Raw genomic sequence first — 24,361 nt, forward strand, 5'->3', positions numbered from 1 at the left:
ATTCCATCTATAAATATTTTTCCTCTGCATAGGCAACCGCCGATTTATTGATTGTTTCCAATGCTCCCTCCCATTCTTCAAAAAGACATTCAATCGTAACTTTTGAGGTTCTACCGAACATATCTTTCATCAAACATTGACCTTGTAACATGTTATCTAACATTTCTATATTTTCCTCACTGGATTCCATGTTCATCCATTTTAAAATATCGGGACGTTCGTTTTCTTCATCAAAAGCAAAAGCTACACCAAAGTTCCCTGTTTCATTCTCCTTTTCTCGTAAAGCGTCTTTGGTAGATTGTGAGATAAAATATAAAGCATTATTATAGCTACGCCCAACACGCTTCATCTGTTTTTCGACCTTTTTTCCCTGTTGAGACGAAATAATAACCCACGCCTCATCAATAAATTCTACGGTTTGCTCATCTTTATTCCGGCCAAACAATTCACAGTATTTCCCCAAAGCCAGCATAATCGAATTTGATTTACGCTGACTATTTGTATAAGTTTCAACACTTGCAGTTGCTTCTGGTAAATCAATATTTTCAATTTCAATAATGCTAATTCTATCGGTTAATGATAATGCAGAATTAGAACCATCATGTACACATAGCTTTAATATAGAATCAGCAACTACTTCATATAAAAAATCGCCTGCTTTTTTTACAGACCGTTCATTGCTATTTTGCATAATCTCAATTATATGCATTGAGCCTACTTGTTCACCTTTTTGTTTTCTTTCGAGTACTTCTGATATAGCCTTTAAGAAAGCTGTATGAATTTCATCTTTCCCTTTAAAATCATAAACTTCCGAAAAAATATCTTGAATCAATTCTTTGGCTTGAGAAGATGGTAAAAAAGCTACTGGGTCTAATGCTCCCCAGTTATCTTTATCTTCAAAATCCAAAGTTATAAATTTAAACTTTTCCAAGTGCTCAACAAATAAAGGAAAATCACGTCTAATGATGCTATCATTTATAACTTTATTTATCCATTTCCTTATTTCTTTTTTAGGGTCAATGTATAAGGATTTTATATTTAAGAGTGTTACATAAATAAATAACAACTTTGCAAGATATGATTTCCCACTGCCTGTATCACCTGTAATCAGAACATGTGGACTTCTATATTTACTACCTCGAATATTTTGGTTTGCAAGCATTGGATGAAAGAATACAGGGTCACGACTTGATAATTTGGCACTTTCTAAATCCTTATGTTTATGAAACCTATCAACCCAGCCTATAAAAAAGCCAATCTTATTTCCAATTTCAGAATTTACGCCAAACAAACTTTCTCCCAAACCGTCTTGAGTAGTCGATTGCAACCAATTTCTATTCGTTGCTTCTAACTTTTCCCCAGGCAATGTTCTATAGAATAAACTTAATTGGTCAGCCGTTGGAATACGGCAAATAATATTTAATTGTTTGAAATAACGCACCACCTGTTTAGCACGTAACAAACTTTCTTTTTTCGTCCTGCCAGTTACAGCAATCGTGGCAAGCCAATTCATTACAGATACATCATGATTTTTTAATTCTTGCTGTAAATTTCTCATTAAATAATGACTATCTACAACAGAATCATCTACGAAATCACCTGTTTTTGCTTGTTCATTCGCTGATTCTTTTAACTCTCTCCCCTTTAAATTCACCTTCATTTTTGATTTTCCTTTACCTTCTGAATGAATTTTAAAATCTACACATACCTCAAAAGGTAAAGATTGGGCTTCATAAAAAATATCGCTCTCTGCCATATTATCCGGAAATTCATCAATCACGACAAAAGTTAAATAACCTTCATCTTGCTCACTACTTATTTTCAAAGTAGATGATTCCGTAGGGTCAATAATAGAATTTGTTATCGCCTTAATATTTCCATGTTCCTCCTCCTCACTTACATCATGTTTCAAACCAGCAATATAATCATAACGATTAACATAAATCAATTCATTTTCTTTTAATCTTGACCCATTGACACCAGCAACCATTTTATAAATTGTATCTTCCAATTCCTCAAATTGATTAAAAAAAGAAGTGGGAACATTTTGTTCCCAACCTAAATAGTTTACAAACATATCCGTTACATTCGAAAAAATAGAATAAACATTGTCTTTTAATCGACCATCTACATTTACAAATGCATTTTTTAACTTAATTCCAACAATAAAATCATTTTTTGTCATATTTCCTAAACGTGACCTTAAAATATTTTCTGTTTCCCCTAGGTAATAACGTCCAACATTTTCACTATCCTTCGACAAACCCAAACTTAAATCCTCAAAACGTTCTTTCAAACGGAACTCTTGAGGATACATTCTCAAATGAAAATCTTCATAAGCTGTGATATCCTCAAAAAACATTTTCCAATTTCTTTTATAATTGGCTACCACTTTTTGATTTTGAATAGGAATCGATTCACTTTTTATACGATAATATGCGAACACGTCTCCCGTTCTCGTTAATAGCATATTGTTCTTTATTGTTTTCAATGCTGGTTTCAGTTTGGTCATTCTCTTTATCCACCACCCATACACATTCTTTAAATGTTATTTTTTTCTCATTCATCCACTCTACTTCTTTCCCATTACAAAACTTCTTTTTAGGAATTTTTATCCCGAATAAATATTTGACATAATCATAAATGAACATATAAATATTTTTGCCTTCAGGCTTTATTTTCGTTACAAGCCACGTAAATAATAACGGAACACAAACTAAAAATATAAACCACGTATTCGAAAATGCATACGGATAAAATTTCCTTATTATCCAACCTACTAAAAATGTGATAATTAGAAAGACCACAAAATTTAATGCAGGAATCAATTCAATTGTAAAAGGCAGATAATAATTATCTGTTATCTGCCTAATTTTCTTTGGTTCCCTTAGAGCCCTTCTATAATTAAATACCACTCTACTTTCTTTTTTCTCTGCCATATTATCACTCTCTTACAGCTTATTCATGAAGGCTTCAATCCAACCGGCAACTGTGTCCCAATTTCGAACTACAAAATAAACAATTCCTCCAACGATACAGCACACAATAATCGCACCAAATTTAAATTTGGCTAAATGTTTTGTGACTAGGAAAATAATAATAATGACTATCGCTTGCTGAACAATTTCCAACGCCCAATTCTCTATTCCTCCTAAAGTAGGCAAATCAGCAGCCAAAACCAAGTGATTAAAAAAGTCCATTTTTCATTCCTCCTAATTATAAATAAAATTTTTCACATAATAATTTCTTCCATTTTTAGAAATTGTCATTTCTACTGGATTAACTTGCTGTATATTTGTCAATTCGTCTCTAAAAACCACCTCCATCAATGCCTTGTAATGTTTGCCATCTACATAGATTTTTAAATTTCTTATTTCTTTAAATAAAAAAGAACCATTTAACGTTTGTGGGTCATCCATCAGATACGCCATTTCGTCAACTGGTTCTGTAGCATACTTTTCAAAAAAAGTATTTAGAAATTCATTGATATTTTCTTTTTCATTTCCGTTATATTCTTCTAAGTCAACCTCTTTCGTTTCATATTCTATATTTCCGGCTAAGGAAGGAACTTCTGTAAAATATGGAACGGATTGAACGCTAAACAAACCATTTTCATAAACAATAGGAATGTTTAACAACAAAGTATTTTTTTCTTCCTCTGTTTCAATTTCGATTTCAATTTCCTTCTTTTTCTTTTTACCCTCTCCCTTGACAACCTCCTTTTCTACTTCCCTTTGCAATTCATTTTTAAATGTAACCTTATATTGAAAAAGATTTCTTTCCCCTTCATCTTCCACATGAAAAAGGTTAAGGGATTCTAACTGCCTTGTACCATTTACTTGTTCTAAATTGTATAAAGGATTTTTTTCATTATTAAACGTGTCATTAAAAACCATATATTCTTTCAAATTATTGGCTCTTTTTTGTAAAGCTTCGCTTTCATTTGAAACATTAATATACTCTCTAATAAAATTGGACAAAAATTCATGCGCAGATTCAACAGGAATTTCTTCTATCACTTCCTTATCCTCATTCGCCTGTACCAATCTATTTGTTTCATTCAAAGTGGAACGAGTGTTTAAAGACAATAACACTGAAATTGTCGCTAAAAATAACATTCCTAAAATTAATGACCAAATAAAAAAAGCTGTTCGCTTTGATGTATCTTTGCGCACAGGGTTTTTCTCTTTTTTTGGTCGTTCTATTTGTTCAATTTTATCAACAACTTTATTCTTTTTTAATTTATCTTTTATACTCATTATGAACTCCTCTCAATATAATCCACAAAAGATGTCACCCTCTGCAATACCTGCAATGGTGAAGCATTTTCCAAATACACTTTTTCACGTACTTTTTTGCCACCATCAATATAAGTAGATTTATAAAAATCAAAACGATACGTTGAATATCCTTTCTTTCTATATCCTTCCACAATCAAAGACGTATTTCTGGATAAATCTTTCACAAAAACAAGATAAAAATAATGTCTTTCATCTTCTCTACGTTTAGAAACATCTGAAACAAAACCCAAGTCTTTAAAAGAATTTGCCAAGGACTTCATTACTCATAAACCTCCAATGCAATAAATTCTACTGTTATAATTGCATTTTCAGGATTTCCTGTTACCTTATTTTGCTTATGAGGAATATTAGCAAATATAAAATGATATGTTTTATCTTCTTCTCGTTCATTCTTATGATAAAAATACACGTTCATTTCAATATAGAGAGAGTTATCAATTTCCTGCAATTCTTCCCTCAATTTTTCTAAAATGACGTATTTATGATTAATCAATTTTTCCCTTTCCAAGGCTTCTATCAATACAGCTTGATTCAAAACAAGTGGAATCATTTTTTCACCTTCTTTCAATTAACTCAAAACGATTTCTAGTTTTGTTCTTTTTTCATCATAATAATAAAGTTCCAGAACATTGATAGCACGTACATATGCCTTTATTTCATCTCTATAAATATCTTCTGGCTGGTCAAGGTCTCTATGCAAATCCAGCGTTGCACTCATATAGGATTTCAAATTCTGAATTGCGTGGTCCACATTTTTCACCACCTAACATAGTAACTAATCTCCAAGCAAGGTTCGGGTAGTATTTTTTAGGAAAACCGCCTAAAAAATCTCCACCCTTTCCCCCTTGCTTTCCGATTTTTTGTCGGTGCTTGATGGTCACCAAGTCAACTATACTCAAAAGGGATTTAAATAAAATTGACTTGTCTCTTACTATTGTACCGACAAAACCGTTTGCCCTATCGTTCGTTAATATCTGCCCCTTTCCATAACAAATAACGTTAGGGTCGTGGGGTTCCGCCCCCACACGGCGTCCCAATATCACTACCTCAAAAGTGGAAAAACATTAAACAATCATTTCTTCAGGCTGTGCAAGATAAACCAACATCATATGCTCTTGCTTTTCGTTTAGTTCTAATTCTTCCTCAAAATCTTCTAAATCAGAAATTCCTTTTGTATCTTCCACCAGCTTTATCATTTTTCTTGTTCTAGCTGCTTGATTCATATACCAATTTCGGGACTTTTGATAAAAATCTTCTTGAGGTTTTGTAAAAATTTTTAACCTTTCTACATCACCTAAAAAAACTTCCCAAAAATGAGAAGTTTTCCACCGCCCTCTATTTAAATCATTATCCTTATCCACAAACCGTAAATAATTCTTAATAATTCCCTTAGCAACCGGTAACATGCTTTCACTTTTTATAAGTTCTGATACAACAGCATTCGCCCTATCATCTTTAAATCTTAATTCATATCTATTCCAGTCTCCAAGTTCTTCTAAAGGGATTCCATACTTTTCCGATTGCTCATAGTTTTTCTGATAAAAACAGAAATAGACTTCAGAATGTTTTTTTGAACCAAAATAAAGTGTCGTACCGCCATGTTCACCATCTTCCATTGATAACGAGCCATTATAATCAGTTTTTTTAAATCGGGAAATCGCTTCGCTATTTCTTATCTTGTCAAAAAGCATAGGTATTTCAAAATATGTTTTTTTATCGTCAATCGAAATATCTAATCGAGGAAATTTCCCACCATTTTTCTTACAATCTCTAAAAAAGTCAAACCAAGTAACTTTCCTAGCTTTTAAAAAGGTTTCAAATTGACGGCAACCTTGACCACTTAATTCAATAAGTGTTCCACGCACATCTAAATCATGTGAATAAAATACTTTAATATTATCCAACTGATATGTGCCTGTATATCCATAAAAACCACTTTCTTTATGCTCCATATAATCTTTCTTTAGATGAAGCACTTCTTCTAATATCATATCGACATTATGAGTTTTAAACGATACCCTTAAATAGTCAATCATTGATATTAAAGGTTTTTCTTCCTCTTTTGTATTTTGTACCCCCCTGTTAGAGTAGGGGGGGTTTGCTGTCGTCATCCGCTACGCTCCTTCCTCCACGCCTACAACTCCGGTTGCTTTTCGCTGTCGCTAGCGACTGTCGTCGCTGGCGCAACCTCCATTTTCGGCGTTGCTTTTCCTATTTCACGTAAAAAATCATATCCTCTTGGAACTAATGGTGTATAGAATTCCGTAATGATAGAAGCACCATAATCCGCATAACCACGCCCTTTTATACGCTTATTTACAAACGTATTATCAACATCTCCAAACATCATGCCGTACCCAGTTTCACTATTTCTACCTAATGCTACACGAAAATTAAACTGGTCTCTTATTCCATCTGCCAAATACTTTGCATCTGGGCGCTGATTCGCTAAAATAAGAAAAACGCCTGCCTGCCGGCCTAACATAGTTAATTGCTTCATATCCTCCAATACTTCTTGCTTTTCTCGATGATCTAACATTTCCATAAATGCTACATATTCGTCAAAAACAACAAAAAGTGGCTTCATGCCCACACTTGCATAATTTCCACCTGTTTTATAATTCGGCATGTTTTTCATTCTTTCGGAACGTTCATGCATTTCTTCTCTTGCTTTCTTCAAAGTCATTTTTATTCCATTTTTCCTACTAAAAACAGTTTTTTCAGGCATGACCGATTCTAAGTCTGCAAGGTCTGCATTTTTAGGGTCTAAAATACGCAATTCAGCACCCGACTTCAATAAAGCTTCAATCATGGTCAAAATGAAATACGTCTTACCTCCACCAGTACCACCAGCAATCAACATATGCGGCAATTCATCAAATTTCCACTTGATATGTTCCATCAATTTCATAGAACCATTCTGAACAGTTACATCATCAATAGAAATACGGTTTCGTTGCACATCATACATTAATTTATAACAAACGAAGTTTTCTTCCAATTCTCTGTCAACTAGAGTACAATATAAACCATTTTCTAGTTCATCCCCTAACTTTAAAAACCTGTCTTGAAAACGGCTCATATCCATTGCCACTCTAAATTCGATATATCCTTTATTTATTTTGTAATAGGCTTTTGGAAAATAAGTTAACTTTGATTTCGTAACAGTCTTATCACTTAAGCTCCATTTTGATTCCGTTGAATAGCTTTCTTTTTCGATAAAACGATTGGATATAAACATTCTTGCTATTTTTTGCCTATGCCAAATACGCCTATATTTTTCAAAGAAAATAAAATAAGCTAATAAAACAGTCATTGCGCCAACTAGAAATGATATAAAAAATCCTTTTCCAATGTACGCCCAATTCCAGTCCTTAATATTTTTCAAATAATCCCAAGTGAACCATTCAGCAACATTTCTAATTCCAGTTTTATAACAAAGAAAAATACTCAATAAAAAAACAGGAATAAATATGCTTAATCCTGCTATTAATACTCCATGCTCCATTTTTGGCGTTATTCGTATCCCACGATATTTCCATAGTCTTTTTCTCAGAAATTCTATCTTTTTCACCTTCTTTTTATTGCGAGGTAAACATTATTTCACTAAGGTTAATTTATTTTTCTTCGGTTCTTCTCTATAAATCTGTGTGATGTAATACCATATTTTAATTTTCACTGTCATTTTTTCTGTCCACTGCGGGACCCCAACATCCGTGATATAAACCAACACGTCACCTACACCGGATATATAGAGTTTTCTATTTGAATATTTTCTCGGAAAGTCTTGACCAAATTTAATGTAAAGGAATGTTCGATGCATCTTTCCATCAATACTTATTGTCATTTTCATTCCTCACTTTCACTTTTAAAGAAAAAGCGTGCCAATTAATTTATAACTAGCACGCTACTAATCTATTATTTCTTTTCCCCACCTACTCCTACTGGTTCTTTGTTAGGTTCATTCTTTTTCACACCACCAGAACTTCCTACCTCAATAATATCTTCAGCTTCCACTGTCCAGATGACATTAGCAAAGTTTCCATTTGCTTGCGCTCTTGCTTTAATGACAGGATTTTTTAAATTAACCTGTTTGTTAAAATCAATCTCTTTTAAATCAACATATTCCGGTATAGTCACTTCAATTTGTTCTTTTTGAGTGGATGAAGCAAGATTATAAACCCTTGATTCTAGTTTATCCGTTCTTTCATTCTTATCTCGATCAAAAAACATCTTCTCTCTTTTCAATCCCATAAAAAACAAGTCTCCAAAAGTTAATTCGTTAGGTATAATTCCAGTTTTAAATTCCATTCAAAATCTCTCCCTTAATTGTTTTCAATATTTAAATTTCCCGATTTTTTTAATTATTGTACTCAAATACACCATGAGAAGTAACAAGGAAGTTTCCTTCCAATTCCATATCACGACCAAACGCATAATAATCAATATAGGATTGTAAATTAGTTGGAACTTCTCCAAGCAGTCCTGTTTCTTCCACAAAGTAACGTGCAACATCCTCCATAGAATGACAATCAGAATAACAGATAATATCATCTACATTTTCCAACAATTCTTCTAAATCACTAAACCAATAGCCTATCATTGCTTTTAATTCATGATAAATAGGTGTGCCTTGAATTTCTTCAATCATTGCACACAAACGATTAATCTCATTTATAGGTGTATATTCATCAATCTCAAATGGCAATTCGTAATCGTGAATAGCAATTTCTTCATAATCACCATTTAAGCCAATGCGCTCTTTTACTTCTTCCATATTAATTGGAGGTGTAAACCAATCACCTACAAGTTCACCTTCATTATATTTGCCGAGATTAGATATATAAACACGCATTTCCATCACTCATCACCTCTCACAATTCATTCAATCATCTCTAACATAATAGGATTTTCAGCAATTTGAATACGTTCTTTTAATTCTTTTCCCATCAAATCACCATCTTTTGCATTATCAAATCCTCTAATAGTAACCGCTGTATACAAATCACATTCTGTTATTAAATGATAGGGCAATGTACCATAAACATGTTTCCCTTTAATATCATCTACTTCAACACGTTCGAATACTGGTGCATTCTGCAAAAATGGAAATTCCCTTTTTAATATTTCAACAGTCCCCATGTGACGACTTGCAATAATAAAATTATTTTTCATTTCCCACGGATAAATTTCTAAAGCAGTTAAACGATATTTAAATACGTTTATATCAGCTTTGATAATATCTAACCCAGTATGAAATGTTTTATCTCTAGGCAAATCCAATCCATAGTATTCATTCACCCCATACCCTACCAAAAGGGAGGGAGCAAGTGTAGAAATAATAATAGTGTTATCTGATTCTTTATTATCGTATCGCACTAAATCTCTCACTGCTGGAAAACCAAATGCCACTATTTTATTTTCTTTCAAAAGGTCATTTAATTTCATGATTTCACTTATTCACCTACCTTCATATTCAATTAATAATCCTACACTTTAAATACAGAAGGTCTATTCTTAACATAAATCGGATTAGGTAATAAACATCCTAGATTATTTCTTAAATCTTTATCAATTTCATTCCCTTCACCTACAAAACCCTCCGACTTTTTAGAACCGCAAATCGGACAAATTAAAACTGGCAAAACATCATTTAATGATTCTTCTACAAATGAAATAACAAATTCACTTTTGCATGAAGCACATCCAAATCTATATAGAATGATAATCACCCTTTTTCATTTTTAATAAAAAACTAAAAGTGATTCGCTAGGCTCTATGAGAACCATTACGGCGCTTATCAGTTGCTCACAATTAAGGTCATGGCAACATATAGTAGGTTATGTTTATAACCATTAGCACCCTCATTTTGGACTGCTATAGCTTTTTTAAAAGTGTTAGCTATCATCACTTAGATTACGTTTAATGACAAATCAGTCAAAACACGTTACAATAAAAGTGTCTAGGTTTTATTGGCGTGTATGATAAGTTACGATTTATCATATGCGCTCTCTTTATATATGAAGTTTTCAAGGAACATTATTTCCTTTCATGCATTTTCGAACAATTCATTAAGTGGTATAAACTCACACTCGTTACATGTTCTCAAATGCTGAAATTCCTTTTCTTGACATATTATAATTTTTACAAATTCTACGATATGAAACATTATGCAATAAAAGCTTTTGAATAATTTCCTTCGAAATCGGCTGTTGCATATAATAATCTGCCTTTACAGTTCGGACAGCTAACTTCATCCTAGCCTGCCAGTCACCTTCCATTTCTTTTGCCAAAGGAACTGCCTTTTTCATCAAATTTTGCATTTCATTAAAATTCATTTGAATTTCACCCCCTAGAAATAATATAATTGAATTAAATCACACTTGTTCTCGTTTCGAGAACTTTTTCTTCAAAAAAAACATTTATATCAACATCAAAAATCTTAGCAAGCTTAAATAAATTTTCAGTACTAATACTTTTTTTTCCCGATTCTATTTCACTAATTATTGATGAATATTTATATCCTAACTCTTTCGCTACAAAAGACTGAGTTAAACCTTTTTCTTTTCTCAATTCTTTAATACGAAATCCTAAATTATTTTTCATCTAAACACCTCCAATAGTTCTCTATATGTGAATTTATATTAAGTATACATTCACGTTTTGAGAAAGTCAAGAGATTTTTTAAATTATGTTCTCTCTTTGTGAATTATTGTTCTCATTTGGCGAAACAATGGTAAAATAGTGATATATAATAAGGAAGTGAGAATCATTAACATGAAATATGGTGATAGATTAAAAAAAATAAGAGAAAAAAAAGGACTAAAACAAAAAGATGTTGCTGAAAAAATTGGCATAAAAAACAATACTTTATCTAGTTACGAGTCATCAAAAAGACAGCCCGACTTCAACACTTTAAAAGAATTATCAGAAATATACGAAACATCAATTGATTATATAATCACAGGAAATGAACATACTAATTCCCCCGATGAAATGTGGAAAGAATTTTTAGACCCTAAAACACAAATATTCTTCAAAGACTTACAAAACGCCCCAGAAGACAAAATAGATGAATTAATACGTTTTTGGGAATTTATTAAAGAACGAGACAAAAAAAATTAAGCTCTACTTTTAGAGCTTTTTTTATAAAAATAAAAAGAACATACGTTTCTAAGGAAGGGAGATAACTAATGAACCATTTAAATTATCACACAACTTTATTAGAAGATACCGTCAAAAAAATTTATTCACATTTAGATATTTATCACCCAAGACAATTAGACACCTTAGAAATAGCTAATTCACTAGACATTAAAGTTCATTTTATAAACATTTCAAGTAGAACCTATAAAGGTGAAATTATTATTGATTCACGTTTATCACCCGAAGAACAATGGGAAGATTTTGCACATGAACTTTGTCATGTTCTACTTCAATATGGAAACCAAATTATAAATTTAGATAGCCTTTTTCTCAAATATCAAGAATGGAAAGCAAATAACTTTGCACTACACTTCTGTGTACCTACTTTCATGCTACAAAAATCATTATTAATACATAAAATTGCAAGTATACCCGAAGCTATACCTTTTATAAAAAACCAATATAACGTTACAGATGAAATTGCAGAAAAAAGATTGATTCATTTTAGAAATCAGCTACAAATATCAAAATTACATAGTGTGGAAAGAAGTTAAGAGTTCAATCCCTAAAACCTAAACTCTTTTTTAAAAAAAAGAGGATAGCACATAATTAATATGTGTATCCTTTTTGTCCGTTTTAGATTAGGATAAATGCTGTTAAATAGGCGTTTTCTCTCCAAATTAAGTTGTAGTCTTATTCCTTTCAAATGAGTATACTTAAATCGTATGTTTTTTAGATGATAATTGTAGTATTCACTAAACCAATATATCAACTAGATTTAAACTAAGGGGGAAATATTCTACACTAAAATCTATGTTACTGCCGAAGTATTAATAAACCTTTAATAGTAAATTTATCCAACGCAATATACGAATACATAAATGTTGCGTTTTTAAGTAATTTCGATTTTACACTTCATAATAATTCCAGTTGTTTAACTTTCGAACTATGTTTAAATAATGTCTCTTTCATCTTATCAGCTACAGCTTTCATCATGGGAACAGCTACAGAATTACCAAATTGCCGATACATTTGAGTTCTCGATACGGGTACCTCAAAATCGTCAGGAAAACCCATTAGCCTTTTACATTCCAGCTCTGAGAAAAGCCTGATACCCGTTTCGCCACCCTTGACAAATGTTCCAGTTAACCTCTGAATTTTATGGTAACTAGAAACCAAAGTCTTAACTTGAATATCAGAATCCATATCTACAATTTGTGGCTTTCCATCATCTTTTTTAAATAAATAACTAGATTGTAAATGCTTCGATATTGAATATCCCTCAGGATTATCCTCTAAAATTTCTCCGATTGGCTTTCTATTAGAATCCCCCTTTGGAAAATCAAAGGATTTAACCTTTAAATCTGTTCTAAATCCTACAATAACTACACGTTTTCTAATCTGTGGCAATCCAAAGTTCTGTGCATCAAGAACTTCTGTAAAAGCATTATATCCAGCATTTTCTAATGACCGAATGATTATTCGAAATGCTTCACCATTTTGAATAGTTAATAACCCTGGAACGTTTTCTAATAGAATCATTTTAGGTTTATGGTGAGTTATAATTCTCAACACATCAAAAAATAGATTTCCTTGTGTTGCATGTTCAAATCCTTCCCTTTTCCCAATCATAGAGAACGGTTGACAAGGAAATCCTGCTAATACAACGTCATGTTCAGGTATATCTTCAACTTTTATTTTTGTTATATCTCCAGCTGGTGTTTCACCATAATTTGCTTTATAAGTCTGCTGAGCAAATTTATCCCATTCAGAACTAAAGACTGCAACTGTTTTTTCATCTTCAAATGCTTTTCTAATTCCTCCAATGCCTGCAAATAAATCTATAAATCTCAACTTTTCATCCATAATCTTCTCTCCAGTTGAATAGTGTTGTATTCCATATTCTATTAAAGATACGCATTTTTTACTAAAACTGTTGGAATTATTAATATTTAAATTTTTAATTTTACTTAACAGTTCTTCAGGTAAATATATATTTTTCGATATTTTCTTTTTATTTATGCTTTTTCTTCCTGCTCCTTCTCTATATCCGCCTCTCACAACAAGTCACTCCATTCAAGAAACTTTATTCACTATAGTATACATTCTCTTTTTTGATTTAGCAATTCGTTTAATCAAATAATCAACCGTTTTTTTATTATAGGTTAAAAAATGATATACTTATCAGTAATTATACATTGGGGGAAATAGTTATGACTAAGCGATATAATAAAGGGGAATGGTCGGAGTTTTATGCCTTTCTAGAAATTCTAAGCACGGGTAAACTTTATGCTGCTGATGAGAATATGAATAAAATAGCAACTGTCTATTACACAATACTATCAGCTGTAAAAAATGACATTGAATATAACAGAATTGATACAGGGGGAATTATTACTTTTGAGCATGAAGGTAAAGTTACCAATATTTCTATTGAAGACTTTAAAAATATGAGTCACCAATTATTTCAAGTTATTAAATCAAGTAATGCAACTTTTTCCGTCCCTGAAATAGAGCCTTTTATTGAAAAATTACATCTTACAACAATAAAAGAAAGATCTGATTCAAAAGGTGATATCAAACTAAAGATACACGATAATTTTACTGGATTTGAACCCACTCTGTCTTTTAGCATTAAATCTTATGTTGGAAGTAACCCAACATTATTAAATGCTTCAAGGGGAACTATATTGAGATATAAACTCACTGGAAATTTATCTGATTCTGAAATCAACGATATAAATAATATTGAGGGCAAAGGTAAAGTTATAAAACGAATAGAAGAAATAAGATCAAAGGGACTTAATTTAATTTATAAGGATATTCCTGCTACTATTTTCAAAGAGAACTTACAAATGATTGATTATCGTCTTCCTGAAATTATTTCAGAAATCTTTTTAGAATCTTATTTCGTTAGAGGAAAAAGAATTTCCGAGGTTGTACAATCTTATTTGGAAAAAAACCCGCATGAAAATGATAGAATTATAAAATACAAAGTCAGGGAATTTTTAGTTGCTATAGCTCTTGGAATGGTTCCTTTAACTGAATGGAGCGGACTTGATGAAGCTAATGGAGGATATATTGTTGTAAAAGACACTGCAGAGGTTCTTTGTTATCATGTTTATGAAAGAAATAGGTTGAAAGAATATTTATATACTCATACCAAATTTGATACTCCCAGTACTGGTCGTACAAATGCAGGACAACTTTTAACTGATGCGAATGGAGAAATAGTATTTAATCTCACAATGCAAATCCGATTTTGAAATCAACCCCTATAAATGATTTATGATATGTATATTTAGTGGAGTGTAAACTGAATTGATTAAAAAAATCGAGTTTGAAAAATAAAGTGTGTAAATTAAAACTTACTCAAGGTATTTTAGTACCTGATTTTTAAGACTTTCATGGTAGTGAAACCATCCCGTTTGGGTTAGTTGTACCATTTTTAATACTTACACTCGGACAAACCATAGGTTCCATCTTATCAGGAGTAATAGCTGCTATATCTGGATATCATACACTTTTTATTGGGGCTTCTATAATTGGTTATACTACTTTAATATTCAAGCCCAAGACAAGCTAGATATATGTTCTCAAAACTTCCGTTGTAAGGAGATATAGTTGAAGAATTTACTATAATAATCATCAATTTTTATTATAAATTAAATTTGAAATTTATTGGAAAGGAATCTGTTTTGATATTTTTAAAAATAGATTCTTCTTTTTTATTGTAAAATTTAAATTTGGGTTTTCAACATTATTTTAAAGACTTTTTTCTGAGATTAGATTTTTTATAGATATGCATTGATGATATTCTTTTCAAATATGCTAGTTTATATTACAAAAAAACATATTGTTTTTTACTCCGTAAGATACCTAAAAATGTTCCCTGCCAAAATTCAGTGTAAAAACAAAATTCCCTGCCAAAATTTTTTCTTGGCAGGGCTTTTGGCAGGGAACTATCTTATTTTTAATTTATTTTGCCCAATTTAGCTTCGGACAAATGCTGTTAAATAGGCATTCTCTCTTCAAATCAAGTTAGCCTTTTATTCCCACTCAATCGTCGCAGGTGGCTTGCTCGTAATATCATACACAACCCGGTTCACATGCTCTACTTCATTCACAATTCTCGTAGAAATCACTTCGAGTACGTCCCAAGGAATTCGCGCCCAATCGGAGGTCATGCCATCAATCGATGTAACGGCCCGAATGCCGATGGTGTGATCATAAGTACGCGCATCCCCCATTACGCCTACACTTCGGATATCAGGTAGAACCGTGAAGTATTGCCAAATATCTCGGTCTAGTCCTGCCTTGCGAATTTCCTCTCGTAAAATATAATCGGATTCGCGAACAATTTCTAATTTCTCATCCGTGACCTCGCCAAGTACACGAATCCCTAAACCAGGACCTGGGAAAGGTTGTCTCCATACAATCTCGTCGGGAATCCCCAATTCAGTTCCTAATTGTCTGACCTCATCTTTAAATAACGTGTTAAGCGGCTCGATCAATTCAAATTGCATATCTTCAGGTAATCCCCCAACATTATGGTGGGATTTAATTGTCTGTGCTGTGGCTGTGCCACTCTCAATAATATCCGTATAAAGCGTGCCTTGGGCTAGGTATTCAATCCCCTTCAATTTCGTCGCCTCATCATCAAATACATAAATAAATTCATTTCCGATGATTTTCCGTTTTTTCTCCGGGTCTGTTACCCCCTCTAACTTCCCAAGGAAACGGTCTTTCGCATCCACTTTGATCACATTCATATGAAATCCTTCACTGAATGTTTTCATGACACTCTCCGCTTCCCCTTTACGCAAGAGCCCATGATCAACGAAAATACAGGTTAATTGGTCACCGATCGCTTTATGAATCAACACGGCAACTACAGAGGAATCAACCCCACCACTTAGGGCACATAATACTTTTTTATCGCCAACCTCTTGACGGATCTTTTCCATTTCCACTTCAATGAAGTTTTCCATGGACCAATCGCCTTGACAGTCACATATTTCAAATACAAAGTTTTTTAATATCTCATTTCCGTAGACCGAATGACGGACTTCCGGATGGAATTGCACGCCATAAAATTGCTTGTCCTCCCAACTTATAGCAGCGATTGGACAGGATGGGTTTGTGCCTACAATCGAAAAACCTGTGGGGACTTCCTTTACGAGATCTCCATGACTCATCCAAACACTTTGTTCTGTTGGGAGATCTTTAAACAACGGGCTTGCTTCTTTTATTTGCAGAGTCGCTTTTCCATATTCTCTACCTTTTGCTCTTTCAACGGCTCCCCCAAAATGGACGGTCATTAACTGCATTCCATAGCAAATTCCCAAAACCGGAATCCCTAATTCAAATAGACGATCATCACAACGAAAGGCATTTTCCCCATAAACACTATTCGGTCCACCGGATAAAATAATTCCTTTTGGATTCATCGCGGAAATTTCTTCAGCGGTTATCGTATGGGGATGCAATTCACTATAAACTCCAAATTCGCGAATTCGTCTCGTAATTAATTGATTATATTGGCTTCCAAAATCAAGCACAACAATCATTTCCTGATGATGTAATTCTGTTTTTCCCGGCATGTCAAACCCCTCCAATTTTTGCTTACCTATTAGAACGCTTATGAATAGTATCCTCTTTTGCTTTTCAAATTACTTACTTGTGAGAAATGAACTTTCTTTATCCTACGATTTAAAAGCTCCCTCGAAGTTTTCGAAGGAGCAAACTTGCTCACACTTTAACTGTTCAAACATCCATCTAAAAGGTTTTGCTTCATTTCTCTCATTTTATACTTGAATCCGCTCTATGGTCAACTAGTTGTTTTTTTAATTAAATTTTCCCATAATTCCCTAGTCGCTTCCCAGTTATTTTGCTTAATAGATCGGTCGCGGTAAATTTCACGTTCATAATATTCCGTTAAGATCCCCATATCTTTTGTTTCAAAATGATCATCTATATAAGCAGCAAAATCACGAAGCGTTTGACCATTCTTTCGTTTTAAACCAAATCTTTCTAACTGTTTAAGTAGTTTTCCATAAGCCTCCACCAGCACATCTTGATTCGGCTTTCTTCGGTATTTCCAGAGAAGAAAATAAGGAATCCACCTATTTCGCGTCCAAAATATGAAAACTCCGATACAAACAAGACCGATCCCGATCGATAAGAAATACATTTGATCATCTTTCAAATGAGATGCTTTCTTTTTGGTGGTGTCCGCTTTGTCTTTCACTTCCGTCTTTGGTTCATTTTTCTTTTCTTCCTTAGGATCCGCTTCTTCTTGAGGCTTCGGTTGTGTCGGATTATTTTGTGACACAGCAGAGGTAGACTCATTGCTTTCCTCGTCATAAGAGTATGCAGTGGTATGATCAAATCCAATTGTTGGTTCAAATGGAACCCAACCCTGTGTTGGAAAGAAAACCTCTACCCAAGAATGGGCGTCATTATTGGTCACTTCGTATCTTCTATTTTCCGGATCACCTTCTACCACTCCTATATAACGTCCTGGTGCGTAGCCTTTCGCCCATCGCGCAGGAATGCCCTCTGCACGTAATAACGTCACCATTGAAGTGGAGAAATTATCACAATACCCTTGCTTCGTTTCAAATAAAAACTGATCGACATAATCTTGATCCTTTTCAGGCACAGCCACATCTTGCTGATTGTACGTAAATTCCCCATTTCTAAAATACTGCTCTACAGCCTTCGCTTTATCAAACCAATTATCATGCTCGCCCATAATTTCATGGGCTAAATCCCTTACTCTTTCAGGTAAGCTTGTTGGTAATTGTGTATACTGGTCCATAATTCCTTCAAATTGAGAGTCATTTGGAAGCTGATCGGTCTCCCGCATTTCCTTCATACTAAAGGCAGTTTTCTTATACTCGACGGTATATTGATCCAATTCAACAGGCGAATTTCTACTTTTATAAGAAGTGAGCTTATTTAAAACAGGATCATATCGGAAAAATCCATCCTGATTCCCATGTACAGAGTTGAAACCATAAGGAATCAGAATATGAGGATACACTATTTTCATCGAAATATTTGCTTTGTAGGTGTCACCACCCGTATGTATGAAAGGATCAACGGTTAGAAGATCACCTGTTTCAATATGTCCTTGTGGATCAGGATCATTCGCTGTTGTCCATCCTTTTCCAGTATACATATCCTTGGTTTCCACTCGCCAGTATTGTCTTGTCCTTGTTTCTGCTTCAAATACAACTCGATCATCCGAAAGAAAAGGACCCCCTAAGTTTGAATCATCTTCCCCATAGCCAATGCGTGATAGATCGTTATTTCTCGGTAAAACATTATCTGCTTGTGATTGTATAAATGGAACAGGGTCTGGCCAAATCGGGCCCGCCTTTGGAGTAATATAGCCAATACATACACTAACCCCAATCATAGCAACAAGAGGAACGGCCCATTTTAATTTCGCATAGGAGTGAGTCACGATATTTTCCTTTTCTATCAATCTTTGGAAAAATAATAACCCAAGTAAAACAAAGCCAATGGAAATGATCCGGATAATCGCCCATTTTGCATCATATTTCGTAAAAGTATCGAGAACACCAATATAGAAAATCGTCGTGATCAGGAAGACAAACATTCTTCTTTTTACTTCTAGCCAATACTGGAAAAGATAGATGACAATCCATATAAAAATAAAAAAGAGTGCGGTACGAAATAAATCCGATAAAGCATCAAATTGTCCTGTTCGTAACAGTTTTATATTATCCAAGCAATCTTGCAGAACGAGATAACTCCCCCCGAATAACCCACTGCTCTCTTTTCCAAAAATAAGAAAAAGAAAGAGATAGATAAAGAGAATTTTCAATAGAAAGCCGACCCAGTAGCGAATGCGGATAAAATAAAGAAAAAGAGAAAGAAGAAGAAAATAGACAAAATAATGGATACTTCCCGTATTTGTAATTTGTCCTAGAGGCCGTAGCCATTCCCATAATAGGAAAAATCCTAGGCAATAGGTAAGGGAAAGATAGATCATTTTTTTCTGTTTCATGCTTGCAACACCTCCAGAAAAGCCGACCGAAACTGACCTTCGTAAAGGGTTTTTACCACGATTCCCCTTTGGTTGGCTAGGGAGCTATATTGAACCTCTTCTTGACTAACAGGAGTTCCCCGCTTTTTAATATTATAAACGACGATTCCACCTTTTCTTCTTTGCTCTCCGTTCAGTCCGTCTAGTAACGGCATATCGATCGATGTAGTGATAACAACGACCACAGCAGGTTGCTTATAAAGTGAAAATTCTTTCGTCATCCGATTTACTAAATGAGTCGTGCTATCTGGAATCACTTTAGCAAGATGCAGAAAAATTTCTTTCTCTTGCGCATCCTCCCCCCGAATAGGAATATAGGTCACTTCTTTTCCTGCTGAGAAAAAACCTACCTGCCCCCCATGTTGGAGGATGGTTTTCACAAGTGATGCTGCAAATTGCACAGCAGTCTCAAAATGAACAGAATTCATTCTGTCTAAAACAATCATCAGGTCATTCGTCCGTCTTACTTCAAATTCCTTTGACATCATGGCATTTGTACGTGCGGAGGCCTTCCAGTCAATCCAGGAAAACCTGTCACCAGGTTGATATTGCCTGACACCTGAAACAAGTGAAGTATCCTTTTGAAATTGCATGGGATTCACAGCTCCCCCATGTTCAAATCGCCTCTCTAATGGTTTATAGATTAATTCCTCGAATGGCGGATACACAAGTATTGTTTGCTGATTATCCTGCCATCTTTCTTTTTTGAGGATACCTAGAATATCACCGGTCATGAGGCGAAATCCTTGCCAAGTATGCTCGCCTCTAGACACTTTCATTGGATACTTTAGCTTAATATTTCTTTTAAATCCGGGAAAAATTATTTGCTTATGTCGATCCGCATGGATGGTGGCCGGCACGATATCTTCCACTACTAAAAATAGCAAGGGAAAAGGGAATTTTCGGTTCAGTATCATTTCAATCGTGATCGTTTCACCGGCTTTTAATGTTCGGCTCGAAATGATTCTTTTCACTTTAAATGCCTGTAGAGGATACGCTAATAGGAACAGCGAATACAGGGCAAACGGCAAAAAACTATAAAAAATAAACCAACTAACAAATCCCCCTTGGAACATCGCATAAGCGAAAGACATCCCTAATAGGAAAAATAATAATATAAATCCGATGAACGACTGAAGCCGGCGGAACCGTTTAAATTTTCTGCTCGTCATTGCCTTACAGCCCTTTTAATCGGAACATCCGTACTGTTAAGAATACGGTACAATACATCTTCTGAACGGGTCCCTTGATATTTTGCCTCAGCCTTTAAAATGATACGATGAGAAAAAACATAAGGAGTGAGATACTGAATATCATCAGGTAAGACAAAATCTCTACCAGCTATAAAAGCATACGCTTGAGCTGCTTTCATGAGAGCAATAGAGGCACGTGGACTTGCACCTAAATATACATCCGCATGTTTTCGCGTTTGTCTTGCCAACTCAACAATATAATATTTTAACCCCTCTTCTACATACACTTCTTTCACACTTTGCTGCATTTCTAACAAATCCTCAAGGGAAATGACAGGTTCTAATGTTTCTATAGGCGTATTTTTTTGCGCTCTTGTCAATACTTCCACTTCTTCCGAATGATCTGGATATCCCATTTTCATTTTTAATAAAAATCGATCAAGCTGAGCTTCTGGAAGCGGGTATGTTCCTTCATATTCAATCGGATTTTGCGTGGCCATAACAAAAAAGGGGCTTTTCAATTGCAGAGTCGTTCCATCAATCGTTACACTTTTTTCCTCCATCCCTTCTAAAAGGGCTGATTGAGTTTTGGGAGAGGTTCGGTTAATTTCGTCCGCCAAAATAATATTGCCGACGATCGGACCTGGCCTAAAGATAAATTCCATTTCTTTTTGATTATAGACAGATACACCTAAAACATCCGAAGGCAATAAATCAGGAGTAAACTGGATACGCTTAAACGAAGCATTCACTGATTTAGCTAGAGCACGAACCATCATCGTCTTTCCTACACCTGGAACATCTTCTAATAGCACATGACCTTCTGCTAGCAAAGCTACAAGACTTAAGCCTGCAATATCTGTTTTACCAATCATGACCTTTTCAATATTTTCGATAATTTTTCTAACTTGCGTTTGCATCCTCTCACGATTCATCGACATCACACCATCTCTCTTTTTATCCTATTCCATCTATTCGCTCTAAGAAAAGCGCAAGGCACTCGTAATCGTCGACAAGCAAATGTTCTGAGATTAAGAAAGGCGTTTTTTTCCTTTCATTGTCGCGGGTTTATGACCTCGAGCCGATGGCGCCTGGAGCTAGATCCAAACATTAGCCAATTTTTTTGCTTTAGTTACCTTTTAAAAACAGTTTCAATCCAATCATCTTCATTATAACAAAAATGACAGGTAAAAAGGTTCGAATTTTTCACCACTTTTTACCTGTCCTGTATTTTTTTTGTGCTATTAAATTTGTTGTTCGGGTATCAAGAGAGCTCCCTGATCGACGTTTTCGTGACTCGCTATTTTTATTTCCAAAAATCATCAAATATACTGATAGGAAGATGACGTTTGTGAGCTGATTTTCGATAAAGAGCCTCAATGGTATTTTTAGCTGTTTCTGTTACTTCCTTGCCTTCCAGATAATCATCAATATCCTCATAGGAAACGCCAAGCGCGACTTCATCTGGGAGTAAGGGACGGTCATCTTCAAGGTCTGCGGTTGGAATTTTTAAGTACAAATGCTCTGGGCAGCCAAGTTCCTTCAGCAATTCACGTCCTTGCCGTTTATTTAAGCGATAAATGGGGACCAAATCTGCACCACCATCTCCATATTTTGTGAAAAATCCTGGCAAAGCTTCTGCAGCATGATCGGTCCCTAACACAATCGCGTTAAAATGCGCCGCGATACTATATTGCACTTTCATGCGTTCACGCGCTTTTTCATTTCCTTTCGTAAAATCACTGATCGTAATACCAGCGTCTTGAATCGCTTTGACACTAGCATCGACGGCTTGCTTAATATTTACCTCATAGACCTGACTCGGATGGATAAATGCAATCGCATCCTCCACATCTTTCATATCCGCCTGTATTCCATATGGCAATTTTACAGCGATAAATTGATACTTATCATCCTGCCGTTCTTGGTTTAATTCATCCACCGCCATCTGTGCTAATCTACCAACCAGGGTGGAGTCCTGTCCACCAGAAATCCCTAATACAAACCCATTAAAGAAGCCATATTGATTCATATAAGCTTTCATAAAATCAATGCTCTTGCGAATTTCCTCTTTCGGGTCGATGTGTGGCTTTACTTTTAACTCTTTAATAATTTCCTTTTGCAGCGTGTCCATGATAAAACCTCCCGGGTAACTGAATTGGTTTTACACCATTACTTCTTAAATTGACTTACTTCATCCTTCACTTTCTTTATATTTTCCATTTTATTATCCCAGCATTTTTGGCTGAGATCGACAGGATATCCTTCAGGATTCAATGATCTTTTGTATTCATCCCATAATAGTTGTAAAGCTTCTTTGGCATAGGCTTGAATATCTACTAGCGCTGGTAACTCATACATACGTTTCCCATTCTCAAAAATAACATGATGTAAATTGACCGCCTCAAAGTCTGTTACAAATTTGCTGATGTATGTGTGAATAGGATGAAACATTTTCAAACGCTCTTCCTCTTCCGGCTTTTCATCCCACAGCGTAATATAATCCCCTTCTGATTTATGATTAGACCGATTCACAATTCGATAAACCTTTTTTCTACCTGGTGTGGAAACTTTTTCAGCATTACTGGAGATTTTGATGGTATCCATCATTTCTCCCTGTTCATTTTCGATCGCTACAAGTTTATATACCGCTCCTAAAGCGGGCTGGTCATAAGCCGTAATCAGCTTTGTCCCTACTCCCCATGAATCAATTTTGGCCCCCTGTGCCTTAAGATGCAGAATCGTATATTCATCAAGATCACTGGAGGCGAATATTTTCGCTTCTTTCAAGCCAGCTCCATCTAACATTTTCCGCGCTTCTTTTGATAAAAAGGCCATATCTCCACTATCTAAGCGGATCCCCTTAAAATTAATTTTATCTCCAAACTCTTTCGCCACTTTAATGGCGGCTGGGACTCCGGATCGTAAAGTATCATACGTATCGACGAGGAAGATACAATCTCGATGAGTTTCTGCATATTTTTTAAAAGCGGTATAATCATCATGATAGGCCTGGACCATTGAGTGAGCATGTGTCCCTGAAACAGGCAAGCCGAAAATTTTCCCCGCTCTGACATTACTTGTTCCATTAAAACCGCCAATAAACGCTGCTCTCGTCCCCCAAATGGCCGCATCCATTTCCTGAGCCCTTCTTGTACCAAATTCAAGAGCCAATTCATCATTGACAACCTGACGAATCCTTGATGCCTTTGTGGCAATCAATGTTTGGTAGTTCACAATGTTAAGTAAAGCTGTTTCCACCAATTGAGCTTCTGCCAACGGTGCCTCTACCTGCATAATCGGTTCATTGTGAAAAACAACTTCCCCTTCCTTCATCGAGCGGATCGTTCCCGTAAACCGCAGCCCTTGTAAAAATTCAAGAAAATCTGCTTCATAATGTAATTCATCTCGCAAATAGGCAATATCTGATTCACTAAAACGAAAATCCTCTATATATTGAACAATTCTTTCCAAACCTGCAAAAATGGCATACCCATTGGAAAAAGGTAACTTCCGAAAATACAAATCGAAGACAGCCTTACGGTTATGAATACCATCACGCCAGTAGGATTCTGCCATATTAATTTGATATAAGTCTGTATGTAATGTAAAACTGTCATCTTGATAGTAATGATTCATAT

General features: G+C 34.7%; 25 protein-coding genes. 3 read left to right on the plus strand and 22 right to left on the minus strand.

Going from position 1 to position 24,361, the window contains the following annotated elements; genetic code table 11:
• Positions 1-7: 7 nt before the first annotated feature.
• The 15 genes from MUB24_RS17305 to MUB24_RS17375 form a co-directional block, all read right to left on the minus strand.
• On the minus strand, positions 8-2,512 hold the full coding sequence (locus MUB24_RS17305) for an ATP-binding protein (protein WP_244706296.1): 2,505 nt from the start codon (positions 2,510-2,512) through the stop codon (positions 8-10).
• The gene (locus tag MUB24_RS17310; RefSeq protein WP_244706298.1) at positions 2,418-2,939 is read right to left on the minus strand and encodes a conjugal transfer protein; all 522 of its coding nucleotides are present in this window, start codon (positions 2,937-2,939) and stop codon (positions 2,418-2,420) included. The genes MUB24_RS17305 and MUB24_RS17310 overlap by 95 nt, the downstream gene beginning before the upstream one ends.
• 12 nt (positions 2,940-2,951) lie before the next feature.
• Positions 2,952-3,200 (minus strand): TcpD family membrane protein, encoded by a 249-nt coding sequence (locus tag MUB24_RS17315; RefSeq protein ID WP_050351786.1) that lies wholly within the window; start codon positions 3,198-3,200, stop codon positions 2,952-2,954.
• A 12-nt stretch (positions 3,201-3,212) separates the two neighbouring features.
• Positions 3,213-4,259 (minus strand): conjugal transfer protein, encoded by a 1,047-nt coding sequence (locus tag MUB24_RS17320; protein ID WP_244706300.1) that lies wholly within the window; start codon positions 4,257-4,259, stop codon positions 3,213-3,215.
• Positions 4,259-4,561, minus strand: coding sequence for a hypothetical protein (locus MUB24_RS17325; protein WP_244706302.1), 303 nt, complete (start codon positions 4,559-4,561; stop codon positions 4,259-4,261). Before MUB24_RS17325 ends, MUB24_RS17320 begins: the two co-directional genes overlap by 1 nt.
• Positions 4,561-4,851 carry a hypothetical protein gene (locus MUB24_RS17330; RefSeq protein WP_244706304.1) on the minus strand — a complete coding sequence of 97 codons (291 nt, stop codon included), beginning with the start codon at positions 4,849-4,851 and terminating at the stop codon, positions 4,561-4,563. Before MUB24_RS17330 ends, MUB24_RS17325 begins: the two co-directional genes overlap by 1 nt.
• A gap of 18 nt (positions 4,852-4,869) precedes the next feature.
• The gene (locus MUB24_RS17335) at positions 4,870-5,052 is read right to left on the minus strand and encodes a hypothetical protein (RefSeq protein ID WP_244706306.1); all 183 of its coding nucleotides are present in this window, start codon (positions 5,050-5,052) and stop codon (positions 4,870-4,872) included.
• Positions 5,053-5,365: 313 nt separating this feature from the next.
• A complete protein-coding gene (locus MUB24_RS17340) occupies positions 5,366-6,412 on the minus strand; it encodes a replication initiation factor domain-containing protein (RefSeq protein ID WP_244706308.1) in 1,047 nt (348 codons plus the stop codon).
• Positions 6,413-6,435: 23 nt separating this feature from the next.
• On the minus strand, positions 6,436-7,809 hold the full coding sequence (locus MUB24_RS17345) for an FtsK/SpoIIIE domain-containing protein (RefSeq protein WP_244706365.1): 1,374 nt from the start codon (positions 7,807-7,809) through the stop codon (positions 6,436-6,438).
• Positions 7,810-7,899: 90 nt separating this feature from the next.
• Positions 7,900-8,148 carry a hypothetical protein gene (locus MUB24_RS17350; RefSeq protein WP_244706310.1) on the minus strand — a complete coding sequence of 83 codons (249 nt, stop codon included), beginning with the start codon at positions 8,146-8,148 and terminating at the stop codon, positions 7,900-7,902.
• 71 nt (positions 8,149-8,219) lie between these two features.
• Positions 8,220-8,612 (minus strand): DUF961 family protein, encoded by a 393-nt coding sequence (locus tag MUB24_RS17355; protein ID WP_244706312.1) that lies wholly within the window; start codon positions 8,610-8,612, stop codon positions 8,220-8,222.
• 49 nt (positions 8,613-8,661) lie between these two features.
• On the minus strand, positions 8,662-9,162 hold the full coding sequence (locus tag MUB24_RS17360; RefSeq protein WP_244706314.1) for an antirestriction protein ArdA: 501 nt from the start codon (positions 9,160-9,162) through the stop codon (positions 8,662-8,664).
• Between the two features lie 20 nt (positions 9,163-9,182).
• A complete protein-coding gene (locus tag MUB24_RS17365) occupies positions 9,183-9,749 on the minus strand; it encodes a hypothetical protein (protein ID WP_244706316.1) in 567 nt (188 codons plus the stop codon).
• 647 nt (positions 9,750-10,396) lie between these two features.
• Positions 10,397-10,639 (minus strand): hypothetical protein, encoded by a 243-nt coding sequence (locus tag MUB24_RS17370; RefSeq protein ID WP_244706318.1) that lies wholly within the window; start codon positions 10,637-10,639, stop codon positions 10,397-10,399.
• 34 nt (positions 10,640-10,673) lie between these two features.
• A complete protein-coding gene (locus MUB24_RS17375) occupies positions 10,674-10,907 on the minus strand; it encodes a helix-turn-helix domain-containing protein (RefSeq protein WP_244706320.1) in 234 nt (77 codons plus the stop codon).
• A 171-nt stretch (positions 10,908-11,078) separates the two neighbouring features.
• On the opposite strand from MUB24_RS17375, the gene MUB24_RS17380 reads away from it, so the two are divergent.
• Together MUB24_RS17380 and MUB24_RS17385 are read left to right on the plus strand one after the other, a co-directional pair.
• Entirely contained in the window at positions 11,079-11,426 is a 348-nt protein-coding gene (locus MUB24_RS17380; protein ID WP_244706321.1) for a helix-turn-helix domain-containing protein, read from the plus strand.
• 68 nt (positions 11,427-11,494) lie between these two features.
• Positions 11,495-12,001 (plus strand): ImmA/IrrE family metallo-endopeptidase, encoded by a 507-nt coding sequence (locus MUB24_RS17385; protein WP_244706323.1) that lies wholly within the window; start codon positions 11,495-11,497, stop codon positions 11,999-12,001.
• Positions 12,002-12,362: 361 nt separating this feature from the next.
• Here the strand turns inward: MUB24_RS17385 and MUB24_RS17390 are convergent, their stop codons facing one another.
• Positions 12,363-13,508, minus strand: coding sequence for a DNA cytosine methyltransferase (locus MUB24_RS17390; RefSeq protein WP_244706325.1), 1,146 nt, complete (start codon positions 13,506-13,508; stop codon positions 12,363-12,365).
• A 152-nt stretch (positions 13,509-13,660) separates the two neighbouring features.
• Here MUB24_RS17390 and MUB24_RS17395 point away from each other — a divergent pair, with 152 nt between their 5' ends.
• On the plus strand, positions 13,661-14,713 hold the full coding sequence (locus MUB24_RS17395) for an HpaII family restriction endonuclease (RefSeq protein WP_244706327.1): 1,053 nt from the start codon (positions 13,661-13,663) through the stop codon (positions 14,711-14,713).
• 783 nt (positions 14,714-15,496) lie between these two features.
• On the opposite strand, the gene guaA is transcribed toward MUB24_RS17395, so the two are convergent.
• From guaA to MUB24_RS17425, 6 genes are all read right to left on the minus strand, one after another.
• A complete protein-coding gene (gene guaA, locus MUB24_RS17400) occupies positions 15,497-17,050 on the minus strand; it encodes a glutamine-hydrolyzing GMP synthase (RefSeq protein WP_244706329.1) in 1,554 nt (517 codons plus the stop codon).
• A 227-nt stretch (positions 17,051-17,277) separates the two neighbouring features.
• Positions 17,278-19,488 carry a transglutaminase TgpA family protein gene (locus MUB24_RS17405; protein ID WP_244706331.1) on the minus strand — a complete coding sequence of 737 codons (2,211 nt, stop codon included), beginning with the start codon at positions 19,486-19,488 and terminating at the stop codon, positions 17,278-17,280.
• A complete protein-coding gene (locus MUB24_RS17410) occupies positions 19,485-20,699 on the minus strand; it encodes a DUF58 domain-containing protein (RefSeq protein ID WP_244706333.1) in 1,215 nt (404 codons plus the stop codon). Before MUB24_RS17410 ends, MUB24_RS17405 begins: the two co-directional genes overlap by 4 nt.
• Entirely contained in the window at positions 20,696-21,655 is a 960-nt protein-coding gene (locus MUB24_RS17415) for an AAA family ATPase (RefSeq protein ID WP_244706367.1), read from the minus strand. Before MUB24_RS17415 ends, MUB24_RS17410 begins: the two co-directional genes overlap by 4 nt.
• Before the next feature lie 371 nt (positions 21,656-22,026).
• Positions 22,027-22,854, minus strand: coding sequence for an ammonia-dependent NAD(+) synthetase (gene nadE / locus MUB24_RS17420; protein WP_244706334.1), 828 nt, complete (start codon positions 22,852-22,854; stop codon positions 22,027-22,029).
• A 38-nt stretch (positions 22,855-22,892) separates the two neighbouring features.
• On the minus strand, positions 22,893-24,359 hold the full coding sequence (locus MUB24_RS17425) for a nicotinate phosphoribosyltransferase (protein WP_244706336.1): 1,467 nt from the start codon (positions 24,357-24,359) through the stop codon (positions 22,893-22,895).
• Positions 24,360-24,361 lie beyond the last annotated feature (2 nt).

Source organism: Lederbergia sp. NSJ-179 (assembly GCF_022867885.1).
Lineage (GTDB): Bacteria > Bacillota > Bacilli > Bacillales > Bacillaceae_C > Lederbergia.

Excerpts from the sequence above, each read along its gene's own strand:
- MUB24_RS17350 (WP_244706310.1), bottom strand. The coding sequence starts at position 8,148 with ATGACAATAAGTATTGATGGAAAGATGCATCGAACATTCCTTTACATT.
- MUB24_RS17360 (WP_244706314.1), bottom strand. The coding sequence starts at position 9,162 with ATGGAAATGCGTGTTTATATATCTAATCTCGGCAAATATAATGAAGGT.
- guaA (WP_244706329.1), bottom strand. The coding sequence starts at position 17,050 with ATGCCGGGAAAAACAGAATTACATCATCAGGAAATGATTGTTGTGCTT.
- MUB24_RS17355 (WP_244706312.1), bottom strand. The coding sequence starts at position 8,612 with ATGGAATTTAAAACTGGAATTATACCTAACGAATTAACTTTTGGAGAC.
- nadE (WP_244706334.1), bottom strand. The coding sequence starts at position 22,854 with ATGGACACGCTGCAAAAGGAAATTATTAAAGAGTTAAAAGTAAAGCCA.
- MUB24_RS17425 (WP_244706336.1), bottom strand. The coding sequence starts at position 24,359 with ATGAATCATTACTATCAAGATGACAGTTTTACATTACATACAGACTTA.
- MUB24_RS17340 (WP_244706308.1), bottom strand. The coding sequence starts at position 6,412 with ATGACGACAGCAAACCCCCCCTACTCTAACAGGGGGGTACAAAATACA.
- MUB24_RS17375 (WP_244706320.1), bottom strand. The coding sequence starts at position 10,907 with ATGAAAAATAATTTAGGATTTCGTATTAAAGAATTGAGAAAAGAAAAA.
- MUB24_RS17385 (WP_244706323.1), top strand. The coding sequence starts at position 11,495 with ATGAACCATTTAAATTATCACACAACTTTATTAGAAGATACCGTCAAA.
- MUB24_RS17380 (WP_244706321.1), top strand. The coding sequence starts at position 11,079 with ATGAAATATGGTGATAGATTAAAAAAAATAAGAGAAAAAAAAGGACTA.
- MUB24_RS17365 (WP_244706316.1), bottom strand. The coding sequence starts at position 9,749 with ATGAAATTAAATGACCTTTTGAAAGAAAATAAAATAGTGGCATTTGGT.
- MUB24_RS17405 (WP_244706331.1), bottom strand. The coding sequence starts at position 19,488 with ATGAAACAGAAAAAAATGATCTATCTTTCCCTTACCTATTGCCTAGGA.
- MUB24_RS17330 (WP_244706304.1), bottom strand. The coding sequence starts at position 4,851 with ATGATTCCACTTGTTTTGAATCAAGCTGTATTGATAGAAGCCTTGGAA.
- MUB24_RS17410 (WP_244706333.1), bottom strand. The coding sequence starts at position 20,699 with ATGACGAGCAGAAAATTTAAACGGTTCCGCCGGCTTCAGTCGTTCATC.
- MUB24_RS17325 (WP_244706302.1), bottom strand. The coding sequence starts at position 4,561 with ATGAAGTCCTTGGCAAATTCTTTTAAAGACTTGGGTTTTGTTTCAGAT.
- MUB24_RS17345 (WP_244706365.1), bottom strand. The coding sequence starts at position 7,809 with ATGGAGCATGGAGTATTAATAGCAGGATTAAGCATATTTATTCCTGTT.
- MUB24_RS17310 (WP_244706298.1), bottom strand. The coding sequence starts at position 2,939 with ATGGCAGAGAAAAAAGAAAGTAGAGTGGTATTTAATTATAGAAGGGCT.
- MUB24_RS17320 (WP_244706300.1), bottom strand. The coding sequence starts at position 4,259 with ATGAGTATAAAAGATAAATTAAAAAAGAATAAAGTTGTTGATAAAATT.
- MUB24_RS17415 (WP_244706367.1), bottom strand. The coding sequence starts at position 21,655 with ATGAATCGTGAGAGGATGCAAACGCAAGTTAGAAAAATTATCGAAAAT.
- MUB24_RS17315 (WP_050351786.1), bottom strand. The coding sequence starts at position 3,200 with ATGGACTTTTTTAATCACTTGGTTTTGGCTGCTGATTTGCCTACTTTA.
- MUB24_RS17305 (WP_244706296.1), bottom strand. The coding sequence starts at position 2,512 with ATGACCAAACTGAAACCAGCATTGAAAACAATAAAGAACAATATGCTA.
- MUB24_RS17370 (WP_244706318.1), bottom strand. The coding sequence starts at position 10,639 with ATGAATTTTAATGAAATGCAAAATTTGATGAAAAAGGCAGTTCCTTTG.
- MUB24_RS17395 (WP_244706327.1), top strand. The coding sequence starts at position 13,661 with ATGACTAAGCGATATAATAAAGGGGAATGGTCGGAGTTTTATGCCTTT.